The 16,824-nt window shown below is 52.9% G+C and carries 19 protein-coding genes; 6 read left to right on the top strand and 13 right to left on the bottom strand.

Annotated elements, in window-relative coordinates; translation table 11 throughout:
• Positions 1-75: 75 nt before the first annotated feature.
• Complete coding sequence (locus tag OGV85_RS15150) at positions 76-282, bottom strand: helix-turn-helix transcriptional regulator (RefSeq protein WP_159162431.1); 207 nt, start codon at positions 280-282, stop codon at positions 76-78.
• 89 nt (positions 283-371) lie between these two features.
• On the bottom strand, positions 372-1,610 hold the full coding sequence (locus tag OGV85_RS15155) for a tyrosine-type recombinase/integrase (protein WP_128361324.1): 1,239 nt from the start codon (positions 1,608-1,610) through the stop codon (positions 372-374).
• Positions 1,611-1,813: 203 nt separating this feature from the next.
• Here OGV85_RS15155 and thiM point away from each other — a divergent pair, with 203 nt between their 5' ends.
• Genes thiM through OGV85_RS15170 form a run of 3 tightly spaced genes read left to right on the top strand, consistent with a single transcriptional unit; the run spans position 1,814 to position 4,188 of the window.
• Positions 1,814-2,596, top strand: coding sequence for a hydroxyethylthiazole kinase (thiM, locus tag OGV85_RS15160; RefSeq protein ID WP_032949629.1), 783 nt, complete (start codon positions 1,814-1,816; stop codon positions 2,594-2,596).
• A 2-nt stretch (positions 2,597-2,598) separates the two neighbouring features.
• The gene (gene thiD / locus OGV85_RS15165; RefSeq protein ID WP_061547678.1) at positions 2,599-3,399 is read left to right on the top strand and encodes a bifunctional hydroxymethylpyrimidine kinase/phosphomethylpyrimidine kinase; all 801 of its coding nucleotides are present in this window, start codon (positions 2,599-2,601) and stop codon (positions 3,397-3,399) included.
• 42 nt (positions 3,400-3,441) lie between these two features.
• Positions 3,442-4,188 carry a GntR family transcriptional regulator gene (locus OGV85_RS15170; protein WP_061547679.1) on the top strand — a complete coding sequence of 249 codons (747 nt, stop codon included), beginning with the start codon at positions 3,442-3,444 and terminating at the stop codon, positions 4,186-4,188.
• On the opposite strand, the gene OGV85_RS15175 is transcribed toward OGV85_RS15170, so the two are convergent.
• From OGV85_RS15175 to OGV85_RS15185, 3 genes are read right to left on the bottom strand one after another with little or no spacing between them, the layout of a single operon-like run.
• Positions 4,162-5,127: a PfkB family carbohydrate kinase gene (locus OGV85_RS15175; protein WP_061547680.1), complete on the bottom strand. Its 966-nt coding sequence runs from the start codon at positions 5,125-5,127 to the stop codon at positions 4,162-4,164. The genes OGV85_RS15170 and OGV85_RS15175 overlap by 27 nt on opposite strands.
• Complete coding sequence (locus OGV85_RS15180) at positions 5,124-6,128, bottom strand: ADP-ribosylglycohydrolase family protein (RefSeq protein ID WP_032949627.1); 1,005 nt, start codon at positions 6,126-6,128, stop codon at positions 5,124-5,126. The genes OGV85_RS15175 and OGV85_RS15180 overlap by 4 nt, the downstream gene beginning before the upstream one ends.
• The gene (locus OGV85_RS15185; RefSeq protein WP_032949626.1) at positions 6,125-7,402 is read right to left on the bottom strand and encodes a nucleoside permease; all 1,278 of its coding nucleotides are present in this window, start codon (positions 7,400-7,402) and stop codon (positions 6,125-6,127) included. The genes OGV85_RS15180 and OGV85_RS15185 overlap by 4 nt, the downstream gene beginning before the upstream one ends.
• 252 nt (positions 7,403-7,654) lie before the next feature.
• On the opposite strand from OGV85_RS15185, the gene fbaB reads away from it, so the two are divergent.
• Positions 7,655-8,707, top strand: a complete 1,053-nt coding sequence (fbaB, locus tag OGV85_RS15190) for a class I fructose-bisphosphate aldolase (RefSeq protein ID WP_003027312.1) — start codon at positions 7,655-7,657, stop codon at positions 8,705-8,707.
• A gap of 22 nt (positions 8,708-8,729) precedes the next feature.
• On the opposite strand, the gene yegS is transcribed toward fbaB, so the two are convergent.
• From yegS to OGV85_RS15225, 7 genes are all read right to left on the bottom strand, one after another.
• Positions 8,730-9,629, bottom strand: a complete 900-nt coding sequence (gene yegS, locus OGV85_RS15195) for a lipid kinase YegS (RefSeq protein WP_061547681.1) — start codon at positions 9,627-9,629, stop codon at positions 8,730-8,732.
• A gap of 131 nt (positions 9,630-9,760) precedes the next feature.
• Positions 9,761-10,492 (bottom strand): arginine ABC transporter substrate-binding protein ArtJ, encoded by a 732-nt coding sequence (gene artJ / locus OGV85_RS15200; RefSeq protein WP_286553729.1) that lies wholly within the window; start codon positions 10,490-10,492, stop codon positions 9,761-9,763.
• 262 nt (positions 10,493-10,754) lie between these two features.
• Positions 10,755-11,423, bottom strand: coding sequence for an arginine ABC transporter permease ArtM (gene artM, locus OGV85_RS15205; RefSeq protein WP_061547682.1), 669 nt, complete (start codon positions 11,421-11,423; stop codon positions 10,755-10,757).
• Positions 11,423-12,139, bottom strand: a complete 717-nt coding sequence (artQ, locus tag OGV85_RS15210) for an arginine ABC transporter permease ArtQ (RefSeq protein WP_040231854.1) — start codon at positions 12,137-12,139, stop codon at positions 11,423-11,425. Before artQ ends, artM begins: the two co-directional genes overlap by 1 nt.
• A gap of 6 nt (positions 12,140-12,145) precedes the next feature.
• A complete protein-coding gene (gene artI, locus OGV85_RS15215) occupies positions 12,146-12,877 on the bottom strand; it encodes an arginine ABC transporter substrate-binding protein ArtI (protein WP_003027298.1) in 732 nt (243 codons plus the stop codon).
• A 16-nt stretch (positions 12,878-12,893) separates the two neighbouring features.
• On the bottom strand, positions 12,894-13,622 hold the full coding sequence (artP, locus tag OGV85_RS15220; protein ID WP_003027295.1) for an arginine ABC transporter ATP-binding protein ArtP: 729 nt from the start codon (positions 13,620-13,622) through the stop codon (positions 12,894-12,896).
• 225 nt (positions 13,623-13,847) lie between these two features.
• Positions 13,848-14,363, bottom strand: a complete 516-nt coding sequence (locus tag OGV85_RS15225; RefSeq protein ID WP_061547683.1) for a lipoprotein — start codon at positions 14,361-14,363, stop codon at positions 13,848-13,850.
• A gap of 126 nt (positions 14,364-14,489) precedes the next feature.
• Between OGV85_RS15225 and OGV85_RS15230 the strand changes: the two genes are divergently transcribed.
• Both OGV85_RS15230 and OGV85_RS15235 read left to right on the top strand, forming a co-directional pair.
• The gene (locus tag OGV85_RS15230; RefSeq protein WP_001160725.1) at positions 14,490-14,813 is read left to right on the top strand and encodes a heavy metal-binding domain-containing protein; all 324 of its coding nucleotides are present in this window, start codon (positions 14,490-14,492) and stop codon (positions 14,811-14,813) included.
• On the top strand, positions 14,810-15,640 hold the full coding sequence (locus tag OGV85_RS15235) for an N-acetylmuramoyl-L-alanine amidase (RefSeq protein ID WP_003027275.1): 831 nt from the start codon (positions 14,810-14,812) through the stop codon (positions 15,638-15,640). Before OGV85_RS15230 ends, OGV85_RS15235 begins: the two co-directional genes overlap by 4 nt.
• Before the next feature lie 105 nt (positions 15,641-15,745).
• Here the strand turns inward: OGV85_RS15235 and OGV85_RS15240 are convergent, their stop codons facing one another.
• Positions 15,746-16,759, bottom strand: coding sequence for a 3-beta-hydroxysteroid dehydrogenase (locus tag OGV85_RS15240; RefSeq protein ID WP_061547684.1), 1,014 nt, complete (start codon positions 16,757-16,759; stop codon positions 15,746-15,748).
• Between the last annotated feature and the right edge of the window lie 65 nt (positions 16,760-16,824).

Consider the following 16,824-nt stretch of genomic DNA (forward strand, 5'->3'; position numbering starts at 1 on the left):
TTGTTAAACTACGCGTTTTAGACCGATTAAAAAAAGCTCGTCTGGCAGGACGGGCTTTTTTATTTCCCTTGTGATTCATGCTGCACGGCCTCTTTCCTGTTTTTGGTTCACCATCTCACTGCGCGCCAGCGCCCAGGCATCGATCGCGACATCCAGCCAATGCGGGCGTGATGGGGTGAGTTGAACAGGTTTAGGGAATGTCGGATCAGTCTTGATAATGTAATCGACGTTGGTTCTACCTACCCCGATACGATGTGCGACTTCAGTTTTATTTAAAAACACGTTAGTTACCTCTATGAGCATATTTACGTGTTTTTAGTATGGGCATCGCATTTCACTAAGGCAATAACTTTTTCATTTAAATCAATATGTTACGGGATGTCTATTATCTCTTTTTCTAACCAATTCTGGTACTTAGCGATCGCATCAGTAACCATTTTTTGTAGTGTTTCAGGTTGATATGTGCTCGCGATAGCGCTCGCTTGGCTCTTTGCACCTTTGACGTGGTTTAAAATTAGATCCGCCTCAATAAACGTTAACCCGCTCCCTGGTTCGTTCAGTTCATCGCTAGCCGACAATTGCGAAGCAGTGCGACGCAAATCATGTACCGTCATTTCGGCGTTACCGCAGGCCGCGCGCATTTCCGGCAAGCGGTGATTAATCGCCGACGAACTGATTCCGAAAATAAAACCACCGTCAACGCATCTGCGTGCCGCTTCGAATATCTCTTCCATTGCTGGACTGATCGGCACGTTGAGCGGAAAACCTGTTTTAGTACGTGAACCAGGGATCCGCCATAAGCCCGCATCCTCGTCGACTTCCTCCCATCGCCCGCCGACAACTTCACCTTTACGCAATGGTGCACAGATAAGCATACGTGCAGCCAGATGCGCAGGTCTGGTTTCGTCTTCGCACAAATACCGCCATAACGCGCGAAGCTGGTCTTTTTCCAGGTAGTTCGTGCGCGGCTGTCGCGACCGTTCAAGCTCGGTGTTGTTTTTGCCTAACAGTTTTTGCAGCGTCATAAGCGTTTCAAACGCTTCTATATCGAACTGGCTTTCCAGGTAGTGGCGCAGTGCTAACAGAATGTCGCGCAGTTTTTTAGCGCTGTTTACGCTGTGCTTTTCGGCGACGGTACGGATAAGACTGTGAGCACTGGCGCGCGTGAAGTTTTCGATCGTGGTTTCGCCGTAAGCCGACAAGCGGTTACAATACTTTTGCCAGGTACAAACGTATGTTTTAACCGTTGAGTCAGCAGGCGCAAAAGCAGGATTATTAATATAAACGCGGAACAGGGCGTTAAGGTCGTGCGGAACAGTGATCGCTTCTGTCCTTGCGTCAATACCGCGCGTCATGTTGGTCATGATTTCCCGATGGCGCTCCTGTGCAGCCGCAAGCGTCCAGGACGTGCGCGGGCCAATTGATATGTCCTTACCATCTCGGCGGGTGATATAGCTGCCAGTGACGCCGCCGGAAGAAGTACGACGTAAAACCAGCGAAAGACCCGTCAACGCGCCGTTTAGTACAGAGATCCGCATTACATTTTTATCGGCGGGTAGTGTTAGTGCGTCAACCTGGGATTGTTTAGTGATTTTCTTTGGTGCTTTCATTTCAATTACCCAATTTTTGAGAATGTACCCATTTAAGCACCCAGATAAATGCACGTAAATATGTTTTTAAAAGTTTATAAGTGCCTGTGTATCCCGTAACAGATGCGGTTTATCATATGGCGTACCACCTGATCTGGATAATGCCAGCGTAGGGAAGTCTGACACTGCCCGTGTCCCTTCTTCGCGCGGGCAGGAGCTGAACCATGCAGCCTGACCTGCACAGCCGCGCGCTCGCGGCTCACACTTTGCACCAATTTAGAACCCTATCCCCGCTCACACACTGTATGACCAATGAGGTCGTGCAAAGCTTTACTGCCAATACACTACTGGCGCTGGGCGCATCGCCGGCGATGGTGATCGAACCTGAAGAAGCCAGCCAATTCGCCGCTATTGCCAGTGCATTGCTGGTTAATGTCGGCACCTTAACTCAGGAGCGGGCCACGGCGATGCGCGCCGCCGTTGAGCGGGCTTATCATGCTAAAACCCCGTGGACGCTCGATCCCGTTGCCGTAGGCGCGCTTGAGTTTCGCCGCCGCTTTTGTCTGGATTTACTGTCGCTACAGCCTGCTGCTATTCGTGGCAACGCTTCGGAAATACTTGCTCTGGCCGGCATGAACGGTGGGGGACGTGGCGTGGATACAACCGATACAGCTGTCGCTGCGCTTCCGGCAGCGCAGGCGCTGGCTCGTCAGATTGGGACCATTGTCGTGGTTACCGGCGAAGTGGATTACGTCACCGATGATCAGCGTACCGTTTGCGTGGACGGCGGCGACTCGTTAATGACTCGCGTGGTGGGCACCGGATGCGCGCTATCAGCGGTTGTTGCAGCCAGTTGTGCCTTGCGTGGTGACCGACTTGATAACGTCGCCTCCGCCTGTAGCTGGATGAAACAGGCCGGGCAAATCGCCACCGAGCAATCAAACGGACCGGGCAGCTTTGTCCCGGCATTTCTCGACGCCCTTTATAACCTGAACGCCCAGGAGTAAGCATGAAACGGATTAACGCATTAACGATCGCCGGAACCGATCCAAGCGGTGGCGCGGGTATTCAGGCCGATTTAAAAACCTTCTCGGCGCTGGGCGCATACGGCTGTTCCGTTATTACGGCGTTGGTGGCGCAAAATACGCGCGGGGTGCAGTCGGTGTATCGTATTGAACCTGACTTTGTCGCTGCGCAGCTGGACTCTGTGTTGAGTGATGTGCGTATCGACACCACAAAAATTGGTATGTTGGCGGAGACGGATATTGTTGAAGCGGTCGCCGAACGTTTGCGTCGTCATCGGGTACAAAATGTGGTGCTGGACACGGTGATGTTGGCGAAAAGCGGCGATCCGTTGCTGTCACCCTCGGCGGTAGAAACGCTGCGTACCCGTTTGCTGCCACAGGTTTCGATTATCACCCCTAATTTACCCGAAGCTGCTGCACTGCTCGGGGCATCGCATGCGCAGACTGAGCAGGAGATGTTAGAGCAGGGAAGAGCGCTACGGGCGCTGGGTTGCGAGGCGGTGTTGATGAAGGGCGGTCATCTGGATGACGCGCAAAGCCCCGACTGGCTCTTTACTCGCGAAGGCGAGCAGCGTTTTACCGCGCCGAGGGTGATGACCAAAAATACCCATGGCACCGGTTGTACGCTATCGGCGGCGTTGGCAGCCCTGCATCCGCGCCATAACAACTGGGCCGATACCGTACAGGAAGCCAAACTGTGGCTTTCAGCGGCGCTGGCACAGGCAGACACGCTGGAAGTTGGCGAGGGAATTGGTCCGGTGCATCATTTTCACGCGTGGTGGTAATGGGTATACTGGCTGCAGAAACGGCGGCCAGGGAAAAGATAAATGGAACAAGCGCATACCCAGCTTATCGCACAACTGAATGAACGTATTTCAGCGGCGGATAACACGCCGCTGTATATGAAATTTGCGCAGACGGTGAAGAATGCTGTGCGCAGTGGGATCCTGGAACACGGCAATATCCTGCCCGGCGAGCGCGACCTCAGCCAGTTGACCGGCGTTTCTCGGATTACGGTACGCAAGGCGATGCAGGCCCTGGAAGAAGAAGGTGTAGTAACACGTGCCCGCGGTTACGGAACGCAAATCAACAATATCTTCGAGTATTCGCTCAAAGAAGCGCGCGGTTTTTCTCAGCAGGTGGTGTTGCGCGGTAAAAAACCGGATACGTTGTGGGTTAACAAAAGAATTGTACCTTGCCCGGAAGAGGTGGCACAGCAGTTGGCTGTTATCACAGGAAGTGATGTCTTTCTGCTCAAACGCATTCGTTACGTTGACGAAGACGCAGTATCTATTGAAGAGTCTTGGGTACCCGCACATCTAATTCATGACGTGGATGCCATTGGTGTTTCTCTGTATGACTATTTTCGTAGCCAGCATATTTTCCCACAGCGCACGCGCTCACGCGTTAGCGCCAGAATGCCGGATGCAGAGTTCCAGGCGCACATTCAAATGGATAGTAAAGTGCCGGTACTGGTGATCAAGCAGGTAGCGCTTGATCAGCAGCAACGGCCTATTGAATACAGCATCAGTTACTGTCGTAGCGATCTATACGTTTTTGTGTGCGAGGAGTAGCGCCTCGCGTGATGGGGCGCAATCGCCGCCACGATGCCCAACTACCCATGACGCCACCGCGTTACCTAACAGCACTGAGTCGGCCAGCGTCCAGCCAGACGCTAGTCCGGCCAGCATGCCGCCGGCATGGCTGTCTCCTGCGCCGATAGTATCAATGACCGCCGTTGCAAATGCCGGTACGCAGCCGGATGTCTGTGCGCTGAAATACCATGCGCCGTCTTTATCGTGACGCACGACCACCGGTGCGGTGAAACGCTGCACCCATTCTGCGCCAAAACCTTCCACATCCTGACTCAATGCAAATCGCTCGGCAGCAATTTCCGCCTCCTGACGATTAAGTGACACCAGCGGACGGCGGGCCATAATTCGTACCAGTAAGGGCTCAGGAATGTCGCCGATGCGCGGACCAAAATCGATAAACGGTGTCACCTCTTCCAGACCTTCCAGCCACTGCACCAGCAATTCACCGCACGGGGACGCTAGCTGATAACCCGAGAGATACACCAGGCTATGACGCGGGATATCCAGCTGTGCCAGCCAGGCGGCATTCCACTGATTCTCAACGCCGCTAAAGGACATAAAGGTACGTTCGCCATCCGGTTCCACCAGCGCCAGGCACCAGCCGTTATCGCCTTCAGCGTTGTCGATCAGGCTGTGCAGCCCCTCTTTTGCCATCCGATTGCGGATAATGTCGGCCCACACCCCCTGACCCAGCGGTAACGCATTACTGGCGTCGATACCTAAACGCTTGAGCGCTACGGCAATATTGAGCGCGCAGCCGCCAACGTTCACGCCTTGCTGTTTGAGTTCGATGTCACAGCCTCGCCAGGGAAGGGCATACGCATCGGCAATGACATCAATCACCGCTGCACCCACCACCGTTACTGGCCGCTGTGTACGTAACTGCGAGAGAAGTTGTTGCAGATGCGTATTGCTCATAGCGCCTCCCGCTGCTCACGCAGTCGCATTAACCCACTGGCGTAGCGGGTAAAGTCCAGCTGATTAACCGCATCCAACTCCTGCTTCAATGCCGGGTCAATCGCGCCGACGCCGTGCAGCGCGCCACAAATGGCGGTAGCCATCGCTCCGATGGTATCGGTATCGCCGCCGAGGTTCGCGCACAGAATGGCGCAGCGGTTGGGATCGGTCTGCGCCAGTTCGACCATCGCGATGGCGCAAGGCACGGACTCAATCGTACTGGTTCCGGCTCCCACCACCTGATACAGCTGTTCGCTGGCAGACTCAATGCCGTCGGCATTACGGACGATTTTCAGCGCCATCTCAAGGCGTGCAGAGAGAGAGGCGCTAAAGGTAGTGATCCGCTTTTGCTGCGCATGCAGGGCAATGGCAGGCAGCGCATCAACAATCTCTGACCATGTTCCTCCGTCGATGGCGCGCGATACCGCCCACGCGACGACAACGGCTCCCGCGATAGCCAGATCCGATTTATGCGTCGGGCTGGAGGCCAGTGCCACATCATCGATAAAGGCATCAAGATTGCGGGCGGGTAGCAGGCATCCTAGTGGCGAAACGCGCATTGCCGCACCGTTGGTCACGCCATTATTCTCCAGTTCGGCGACAGGTTTGCCGTCGCGAATGGCTTTGAGCGCAATTTTTGAGGTCGGGCCGAGCACGTTTTTATTAAAGGCATCAAATTGCTCGGCCCAGGCCAGAATATTGCGACCAATTACGTCTGGTACAATTTCGCCGTCGCATTCAAGCAGGGCATCTGCCAGACACAGCGCCATGGACGTATCATCAGTGAACTCCGCCTGGTTAAAATAGCAGGCGGCATTATTTTCCGCAGGGCCGGGTAAAAAACGGTCGATCCAACCGAAATGGGCTTTAACCCGGGTTCTTGGCCACAGTTCCGACGGCATGCCCATCGCATCCCCTAACGCCTGCCCATAAAGAGCACCGAGAATACGTTCTGCTTTCATTTTACTTCCCCTTGTTTCAACGCTACATCGCGATCGTCCACCTTAATGGCGGTGATTTCTTTGTCAGATTCGCGAAAGAAAATCATAAACATCACGGCAATGACGGCAATCATGACCGCGCCAAATCCCCACATGCCAGCCCAGTTAAAGGTGAGACCATTAACCGGTTCCTGGTAAGCAAACATTTTTTCCATCATCACGCCGCCCAGACGGTAACCGAGCAGGCTGCCGAATCCCTGACAGCAGAGGGTGATAAGCCCTTGCGCTGCGGTGCGCATGTGAACCGGCGCTTTTTTATCGACATAGATGTAGGCCGTGACGTAATAGAAGTCGTAACTGACGCCGTGCAGCAGAATGCCGAGAAACAGCAGGGCGTAAGTGAAATATTCTTCCGCACCGCCGTAAACGAAAAATCCGTAGCGGATCGCCGCAGTAATAAGACCAAGTAACAATACCTTTTTAATGCCAAAGCGTTTGGTGAAAAATGGTAGCGCCAGCATAAAGAAGATTTCAGAGAACTGGCCCAGCGTCATCCAGCCGGTGGCGTTTTTCATTCCGACCTCTGTCAGGTAGCCGTTGGCGAAGATGTAATAGAACGCCAGTGGCATCGCAAACAGGAAAGAGCAAAAGAAAAAGACGAGGAAGTTCTTATCGCGCAGCAGGATCAGCGCATCCAGACCCAGCATGACTTTGAAATCCATTTTACCGGTACTTTTTGGTGGCGTATCCGGTAAGAAGAACGCAAAGACGCCCAACAGTACAGAGCTTCCGGCAGTGATCAGCAGGGGAATATTGGTGGGTGAAATGTCGCTATAGCCAAGCATTTGCGGTAAGAAACCACAGGCCAAACCAGAGGCAATCCAGCCGATGGTTCCCATCACTCGGATGCGCGGGAAATCACGCTCAACGTCCGGTACGTTGGCAAAAGCAATACTGTTAGTCAGCGCAATCGTCGGCATATAGGTCAACGAATAGGCCAGTAACAGCGGGAAGAATCCGCTGAAGGTGGTTTGCTGGGCGGCGAAGTACATCAGAATAGCGCCGACGAACATCAACACCGCCAGCACTTTTTGCGCGGAGAAAAAGCGGTCAGTGATTGAACCGACCAGAATGGGCGACAGGATCGCGGCGATCGCGGTACAAGCGTAGGACCAGCCGATCTCCCCGGCGCTAAAGCCGCTTTTACTCAGCCACAGCCACAGCGGTACAAACCAGGCGCCCCAGATAAACCACTCTACAAACATCATGAACGACAGCTTAACTGTAGTTTTCATCTTTAAATCCTTCATGACAGGTAAGGTACGCATTGATAGTACCATCTAATAATACCTTTAAAATACCTTTGCGGTCTAAATTTGACCGCCTTAACATTATTTCTTCCTGAATCGAGCCAGCAGAAGTTGCTGAAAAGTGCGCTAAAGATGGAAAAAAAACGCAGTCGGTACCAGGCTTAATGCTGCCCGCAACAAAGCGGGTCAGGACAATCCACATTCCGGTTTCAAATCGGAAATTACGGGAGCATAGCTATGACTGATATTGCGCAGTTGCTTGGCAAAGACGCCGACAACCTTTTACAGCATCGTTGTATGACCATTCCTTCTGATCAACTTTACCTGCCTGGACATGATTACGTCGACCGTGTGATGGTGGATAACAATCGGCCGCCTGCCGTGCTGCGTAACATGCAGACGCTGTATAACACGGGGCGACTGGCCGGGACAGGGTATCTGTCGATTCTACCGGTGGACCAAGGGGTAGAGCACTCCGCTGGCGCATCGTTTGCGGCTAACCCGCTGTACTTTGATCCGAAGAATATTGTGGAGCTGGCTATCGAAGCAGGGTGCAACTGCGTGGCATCGACCTATGGCGTGCTGGCTTCTGTCTCCCGCCGCTACGCGCACCGCATTCCGTTCCTCGTTAAAATTAACCACAACGAAACGCTCAGCTATCCGAATACCTTTGACCAGACGCTGTATGCCAGCGTAGAGCAGGCGTTCAATATGGGCGCGGTTGCGGTAGGGGCAACAATCTATTTCGGTTCTGAGGAATCTCGCCGCCAGATTGAAGAGATTTCGGCCGCGTTTGAGCGCGCCCATGAGCTGGGTATGGTTACCGTGTTGTGGGCGTATCTGCGTAACTCCGCGTTTAAAAAAGATGGCGTGGATTACCATGTTTCTGCCGATCTTACCGGACAGGCTAACCATCTGGCTGCCACTATCGGAGCGGATATCGTTAAGCAGAAAATGGCGGAAAATAACGGTGGGTATAAAGCGGTTAATTTTGGCTACACCGACGATCGCGTCTACACCAAGTTGACCAGCGAGAATCCAATTGACCTGGTACGTTATCAACTGGCGAACTGTTATATGGGGCGCGCCGGGTTAATTAACTCCGGCGGCGCGGCTGGCGGCGAAACCGATCTTAGTGATGCGGTACGTACGGCGGTGATTAACAAACGGGCAGGCGGCATGGGGCTGATTCTTGGACGCAAAGCATTCAAGAAAACCATGGCCGACGGCGTTAAGCTGATTAACGCCGTGCAGGATGTTTATCTGGACAGCAAAGTTACCATCGCCTGATTACAGCCGGGGTGTCGTTGTGTTAGCGCAACAGTGGACAACCCGGCGGCAGTCTGCAACGTAACGCCTCAGGCAGGATTTCAATATGAAACTCCTGTCCGCTGAGCGGTTCGCCGTCAAGATTAAAGGTAATTTCGTGTGGGGCGCGGATATCAAACCACGATGATGCGCCCTCGATGATGTTAGGGTTGTTTTCGGATTGCGTTAACGCCGAAAGCAGCCCTGGCAACAGTTCTTCGCCGGTAAAAATGCGCAGTTGCAACAGACCATCGTTGATCAGCGCCGTTGGGCAAAGCTGTTGCCCGCCTCCAGCCTGACGACCATTACCAATACCAATCACCAGCGCCTTACCCTGCCAGTGAAAATCTGCCCCACGAATATCGCAGACGTCGGGTTTGAGCGTATCCATGCGCATTAATCCGTGGATAAAGTATGATACGCCACCCAACGCAGCTTTGAGTTTTTCCGGCGTCTCGGTAGTGATGCGTGTGCCGAAGCCGCCGGTCGCCATGTTGATAAAACAGGTTTTATCATTGACCTGCACCATATCGATCGCTGTCGCATTTGCGGCGATAGCCAGCTTTAACGCCTTATCAAGGTCGTCGGGTATCCCCACGCTGGTGGCAAAATCATTTGCCGTTCCCAACGGTAAAATACCCAGCGCCGGAATATTGTCGCCCTGCGACTGGATCAGCGCCGTCGAAACTTCGTTGATGGTGCCGTCGCCGCCGCCGGCAATCACCGTTTCAACGCCTAGCTGACGAGCTTCATCAACGTAGCGTTGGGCATCGCCTTTTTCCCAGGTCACGCGAACATGGATTTCCACGCCTTCATCGCGAAGCTTCGCAATGGCATCACGCAGGGGGAGATTATCAGCACTTTTTCCATTGAGGATCAGTAAACTGGCAGGGAACGCTATCATCCGTTTGCCTCACTTTTTTTCGTTTTAACAAGTGTATGCCAGGAAAGCATTTATGGCGTAAGAACTGACTGAAAGCGCAGGCGAAGAGATAAAAAAAGCCGCAGAGCGCGGCTTTTCAGTTTGGGCAGACGTTACTGCGGGAACCACTGATCGCTGATTTTCTGGTACGTGCCGTCAGCTTTGATTGCCGCCAGCGCGCTGTTCAGTTTTTCCAGCAGGGCTTTGTTATCCGGGCGAACCGCGATGCCAAGGCCAGTACCGAAGTATTGCGGGTCGGTTACTTTGTCAGTGGCTACGCCTAACTGCGGGTTGGTTTTCAGCCACTCATTAACCACAGCAGTATCGCCAAATACGCCATCAATACGGCCATTTTTCAGGTCGATAATCGCATTCTGATAGCTATCGTAGGCCACGGTTTTCACCTCAGGATGTTTATCCTGCAGGTATTTCTGATGGGTGGTGCCGTTTTCCATACCGATGCGCTTACCTTTCAGGTCGGCAAAGGTTTTATAGGTGTCTTTTTTCGCAATCACCAGCGCGGAGTTGGCATAGTAAGGCTGAGTAAATGCAACCTGCTTGCTACGCTCAGGGGTGATATCCATTCCGGAAATAACCGCATCATATTTCTTGAATTTCAGCGCGGGGATCAGGCTATCGAAAGCGTGATTGGTGAAAGTACATTCTGCCTGCATTTGTTTGCACAGCGCTGTTGCCAGGTCGATGTCAAAACCGACAATTTTATTGCTCACATCCAGTGATTCAAATGGCGGATACGTGGCTGATACACCGAAACTAATTTTATCAGCAGCTGAGGCGCCAGCGGCGAAAGTAGCAAGTAATGCGGCCAGTACTAACTTTTTCATGGTGGAACTCCCGTCTGTCAATCTTATGATTATTTACCGTGTCTGCGGCGTGGATTAACAATGCCATCTAATGAATTTATATGCAATAAAAATGATTAAATATTTTTAATGGCATAAAAAAAGACGGACAATTTAGGTTGTTGTCCGTCTTTATATTTTTTGTTTATGCACATTTTTCGGATGGCGGTGCTAGCACCTTATCCGGCCTACAAAAGGTGCATGAACCGTAGGCCTGATAAGCGTTGCGCCATCAGGCATATGCTTAATTCCGGTGTTCAAACGCCAGCGCTTTACGTTCGATTAAGCGCATCATCAGCGTCAGCAAGCCGTTGACGATCAGGTAAATCACACCCGCCGCACCGAAGACCATAACGTCGTATGTGCGGCCGTACAGCAGCTGGCTATAACCCATGACTTCCATCAGGGTGATGGTGTAAGCCAGTGAGGTACTTTTAAATACCAGCACCACTTCGTTGGAATACGAGGAGAGGGCGCGTTTAAAAGCGTACGGCAACAGAATCGCCAGCGTATCCTTTTTGCTCATCCCCAATGCACCGCAGGACTGCCACTGGCCTTCCGGGATTGCACGGATAGCGCCGTAGAACAGTTGCGTAGTGTAGGCCGCACTGTTTAACGACAGCGCAATTAAGGCGCATAACCAGGGTTCAGAGAGCAGGTGCCACAGTAGCGGATATTCTTGCAACGTCGGAAACTGTCCTGGCCCGTAGTAGATCAGGAAGATTTGCACCAGCAGCGGTGTACCGGTAAACAGCGTGATATAAGCGCGAACCAGCCACACCAGTACCGGCGTTTTCAGCGTCAGGATGACGGTGAAGATCAGCGCCAGCACCAGAGCAACCACGATGGAGGCGACTGTCAGCGTCAGGCTGGTATGCAGCCCTTTCAACAATTCAGGTAAATACTCAAGCATCAGCCTGGTCTCCGCTCAAAACGTGTCGCGCGCAGGTCAATGCGTTTGAGAATGTACTGACTCACCAGCGTAATCACCAGGTAAATAGCGGCCGCCACAATGTACCAGGTAAACGGCTCCTGGGTACGGGTAGCGATGCTCTTGGTTTGCAACATCAGATCGTTCACGCTGATAAGGCTGACCAGCGCGGTATCTTTCAGCAATACCAGCCACTGGTTACCCAGTCCCGGTAAGGCATGACGCCACATCTGCGGCATCACCAGACGAAAGAAGATCGCGGTTTTAGACAAACCTAACGCCTGACCTGACTCCCATTGCCCGAGTGGCACGGCCTTCAGCGCGCCACGCAGCGTTTGCGACGCGTAAGCGGCATACAGCAATGACAGTGCAATGACACCGCACAGGAACGGGCTGACGTCGAAGTTTTCGATCTGCATCTGAACCGGGATTTGTACAAACCCGAGATTTATCGTAAAGCCATCGGCCAGCGTCAGCAGCAGTTGTGAGGAGCCGAAATAGATAAACAGAACCACCAGAATTTCTGGCAGACCGCGCAGGATGGTGACCAGGGCCGAGCCCGCCCATGCCACCGGGCGCCATTTTACTGACTCCCAGACGGCAAAAAACATGGCGAGCGCAAGGCCAATGATCAGCGCACAAACGGCAAGGCCGACGGTCATCCCGGCGGCGCTTGCTAAAGGAAAAAATTCATTCATCAAATATTACTTCTGGAACCATTTGTTGTAGATGGTCTCGTAAGTCCCATCTTTCTTCACTTTTTCCAGCGCAGCGTTAAATTTCTGCTGCAGCTCGGTATTGCCCTGGCGCACAGCGATGCCCAGACCGGTACCGAAGTAATCTTTATCAGTGACTTTGTCGCCAACCGCGGCCAGTTTTGGATTGTCTTTCAGCCACTCTGTCACTACTGCGGTATCACCAAAGACGCCGTCAATACGACCGTTTTGCAGATCGAGTTTGGCATTCTGATAGCTGTCATACGGTACGGTAGTCACTTCCGGATGTTTATCCATAATGAATTTCTGGTGCGTCGTTCCGTTTTGAACGCCGACTTTTTTGCCTTTCAGCTGATCAATGCTGGTGTATTTACCCTGTTGGCCAACAAACAGCGCAGAGTTGTCGTAGTAAGGGGTGGTGAACAGAACCTGTTTTTCACGCTCAGGCGTGATGTCCATACCGGCCATCACCGCGTCAAAACGACGGAATTTCAGGCTCGGGATCAGGCTGTCGAAGGCCTGATTGGTGAAGGTACAGGTAGCGTCAATCTCTTTACACAGCGCATTCGCCAGATCAACGTCAAACCCTACGATCTTGTTGTTAGCATCGATCGATTCAAACGGAGGATAAGACGCTTCGGTGGCGAAACGAATGGTTTGGGCTGCGGTAGCGGAAAGGCTAAAACCTGCGATTAGCGCGGCAATCAGAACTTTTTTCATTGTATTGTCCCGAATCTTAGTGAGAAAGATAGTTTTTAAACGCTTCGGTTTGCGGGTTGGCAAAGCAGCTCGCATCCCCAAACTCGACGATATGACCGTTTTCCATGTACACCACGCGACTGGCCGTTTTACGAGCAACTTCCACTTCGTGGGTGACGATCACCTGAGTAATATTGGTTTCCGCCAGCTCACGAATGATGCTGACGATTTGGGCGGTGATTTCCGGGTCAAGCGCTGCGGTAGGCTCATCAAACAGCAGCACCTGTGGTTCCATCATCAACGCGCGGGCAATGGCCACACGCTGCTGCTGGCCGCCGGACAGATGCAGTGGATAGCGATCGCTGTACGGCTTCAGACGCAGTCGTTCCAGCAGTTTCTCGGCACGCGCCATCGCTTGCTCTTTCGTCAGCCCCAGTACGCGGCAGGGCGCTTCAATCAGGTTCTGCACCACCGTGAGATGCGGCCAAAGATTATATTGCTGGAAGACCATGCCCACGTTTTGACGCAGATCCCGAATGGCTTTATCTGACGGGGTTTTCGTGAAGTCGAAACGGTTACCAGCAATAGAGAGCGTGCCCGAGCGCGGCATCTCAAGCAGGTTGAGTACGCGCAGTAGCGAGCTTTTCCCGGCTCCACTTGGGCCAAGTAACACCAGTGTTTCACCCTGAGGGCAATCCAGCGTGATATCGAACAGCGCCTGATGTGCGCCGTAGAAGCAGTTAATGCCGTTTAATTGAATACTCATTGACACTCGATACTGGCAGTCTGATAGCTATTGAAGCCGCAGATACTACCTTTGACAGAATAGTTATGCAATATTTATGCGTTAAAAGTTAAATGCAAACCGCATTCTTCTCTAAACATAGCACAAAATAGCGAGGCCACCAGTGGGCAAGAATAATTGTCGGCATTCTATGCAGAATGCCAGACAATTAATGGGGGTTATGATTTGGGCGAGTAAATGGCGCGATTAACGGTTTTCGACAGACTGGCGCAACGTCCCGGCTGGCGCGTGTACGCTGCCGCCCAGATAGCGTACATCATCAACGACCCAGCACTGGCCTTCGCGGATCATCAGCACTTCATCACGCCAACTCTGGTCACCCTGTTTCAGCTCTACGCGTAGCGGAATGTTGCGTGCATCACTATTCGGAATAGTCGATGCGCTGGCGACGCTGGCACTGTCCGGAAGTGTGGCGCGGCTGGAGAACGGATCACTGTTAAACAGGTCGCGGTGTGCGTTATCGCGACTGGCATCGTTCAGCAGTTTAGCCAGGTTGTCGCTAAGGTATGGACGAAGTGGGGTAAGATCATTGTTTCGATGCTGAATACGGTAATCATAGAATTGTTGAGCCACGCTGTCTGGCCCGCCTTCTACGCATGAACCGCTACGCGTGCCGTTATCTTTATAGACCGGCGTCACGGTCGTACAGGCGCTGAGAAGTAGTGCAAATGGAACCAGCTGAGAGAGTTTCGAGTAGCGCATAATGATTTCCTTATTAGCTTTCTACTATTAGTGTTCTACGTTGATAGAATATATCCTTTCAATGATAGTGGATCGGTTCGATAATGCTTTTGAGATCGTGCTCTTAGCGCAAAAAGGAGATTAACCATGCAGTTTTCGACTACCCCTACGCTGGAAGGGCAGAGCATCGTGGAATACTGCGGTGTTGTGACTGGCGAAGCCATTTTAGGCGCGAATATTTTCCGCGATTTTTTCGCCGGCATTCGCGATATTGTCGGCGGTCGCTCCGGCGCGTATGAAAAAGAGCTGCGTAAAGCGCGTGAAATTGCTTTCCAGGAGCTGGGCGAACAGGCCAAAGCGCTGGGTGCTGATGCGGTGGTCGGTATTGATATTGATTACGAAACCGTGGGCAAAGACGGCAGTATGCTGATGGTGAGCGTCAGCGGTACCGCGGTGAAAACTCGCCGATGAAGCGTCTGTTGTGTCTGCTGGCATTTACGCTGTTGCTGGTGGGATGTGCTGGCGAAAAAGGGATAGTCGACAAAGACGGGTATCAGTTAGATACCCGCCGTCAGGCACAGGCTGCTTATCCACGCATTAAAGTGCTGGTTATCCATTACACGGCCGATGATTTTGACTCTTCTCTGGCTACGCTGACCGATAAAAACGTCAGCTCGCACTATTTGATCCCGGCTGTGCCGCCGCTCTACCACGGCAAACCGCGTATCTGGCAACTGGTGCCGGAAAAAGATCTGGCCTGGCATGCGGGGATTAGCTTCTGGCGTGGCGCTACGCGTATTAACGATACCTCAATTGGCATTGAGCTGGAAAACCGCGGCTGGCAAAAATCGGCAGGGATAAAATATTTTGCGCCGTTTGAACCCGCGCAGATTCAGGCGCTGATCCCATTGGCGAAAGATATTATCGCCCGCTACGACATAAAACCGCAGAACGTGGTAGCCCATGCGGACATCGCGCCGCAACGTAAGGACGATCCTGGACCGCTTTTCCCATGGAAAGTGCTGGCCGAACAGGGAATTGGCGCGTGGCCGGACACTCAGCGCGTAGCGTTTTATCTTGCCGGGCGAGCGCCTCATACGCCGGTAGCAACCGAATCTTTACTCGATCTGCTGTCGCGTTACGGCTATGAGATAAAATCTGATATGACGCCGCGCGAACAGCAGCGGGTGATTATGGCCTTCCAGATGCACTTCCGCCCGACGCTGTGGAACGGCGTGGCGGATGCAGAAACTCAGGCGATTGCCGAAGCGTTACTGGAAAAATACGGGCAGGGTTAACGCAGAATACCAATGCCTGATGGTGCTTCGCTTATCAGGCCTACGGCTAATTTAGGCTGGATTTTGTAGGCCGGATAAGGCGCTTGCGCCGCCATCCGGCAATGGTTAACGCGGCAGCTTACCGTGGTCGCGCAGCCAGGCCGCGGTACGTTCAATCCCTGTATCCAGCGTCACAATGGGCTGATAACCCAACTCTTCCTGAGCGCGGGTAGTATCCAGCGTAAAATCAAAATTTAGCTTCGAGACGCCGTAATGCGTCAGCTTTGGCTCTTTTGCCGATTTATTGCCTAAACGCTCCATGCTGCGGGCAATCATGTCCAGCATCGGGTAGGGAACGGAGCGGATCCGACAATCAATATTCAGCTCGTCGATGAGCTTCTGCACAATGCTGCGCAGAGTGCGATGCTCGCCGTTGGTAATGTTGTACGCGCGACCTGACGGCAGCTTATCGCAGGCTTGCTGACTTGCCAGCCACATCGCGTGCACTGCATTTTCGTAGTAGGTCATATCTACCAGCGCACTTCCGCCGTGCGGCAACAGGATGCTGCCATAGTGGTACATCATATGGGCCAGGCGCGGGATAAAGACCTTATCGTGTGGTCCGAACAGGCTTTGCGGACGCAATACCGTAAAACGCGTCTGCGGGTTGGCCTGCGCCAGCAACGCGATCACGTCTTCGCCAGCTGCTTTGCTGCGGGCAAATTCATTGGCGAAGCGGTGCGGGCGAAAGTCCTCTTTGATATCGCGATGGTGGTGATAATCAAAATAGAGCGACGGCGAGGAGATATGAATGAAGTTGCGAACGCCCCAGGCCACGGCCCACTCGCCCAGACGGCGAGTTGCGCGAACGTTGGCCAGATCGAAGGCTTCCTGAGTTCCCCACGGTGAGGTAAAACTGGAGCAGTGCCACAGCGTGTCGATGCCGGCAAGCATCACTTTTGCTTGCGAAGAAACCAGCTCGGTCAAATCCGCATGCACAAACTCTGCGCCCATTTTCTCCAGCAGCTTGCCCATCGCTTCGTTGCGACCGGTGGCTCTGACGCTGACGCCTTTGCTGCATAAAAATTCAACCGCGTTTCGGCCCAAGCCGCTGGTGGCTCCGGTAACCAGTACCTTCATATCAATCCACTGTGTTTAAAAAACGTCGTGCGCATTCTTCCGTGAAATACGCCTGTATGCAATGG

Source organism: Citrobacter sp. Cf132, assembly GCF_030333885.1.
Lineage (GTDB): Bacteria > Pseudomonadota > Gammaproteobacteria > Enterobacterales > Enterobacteriaceae > Citrobacter > Citrobacter freundii.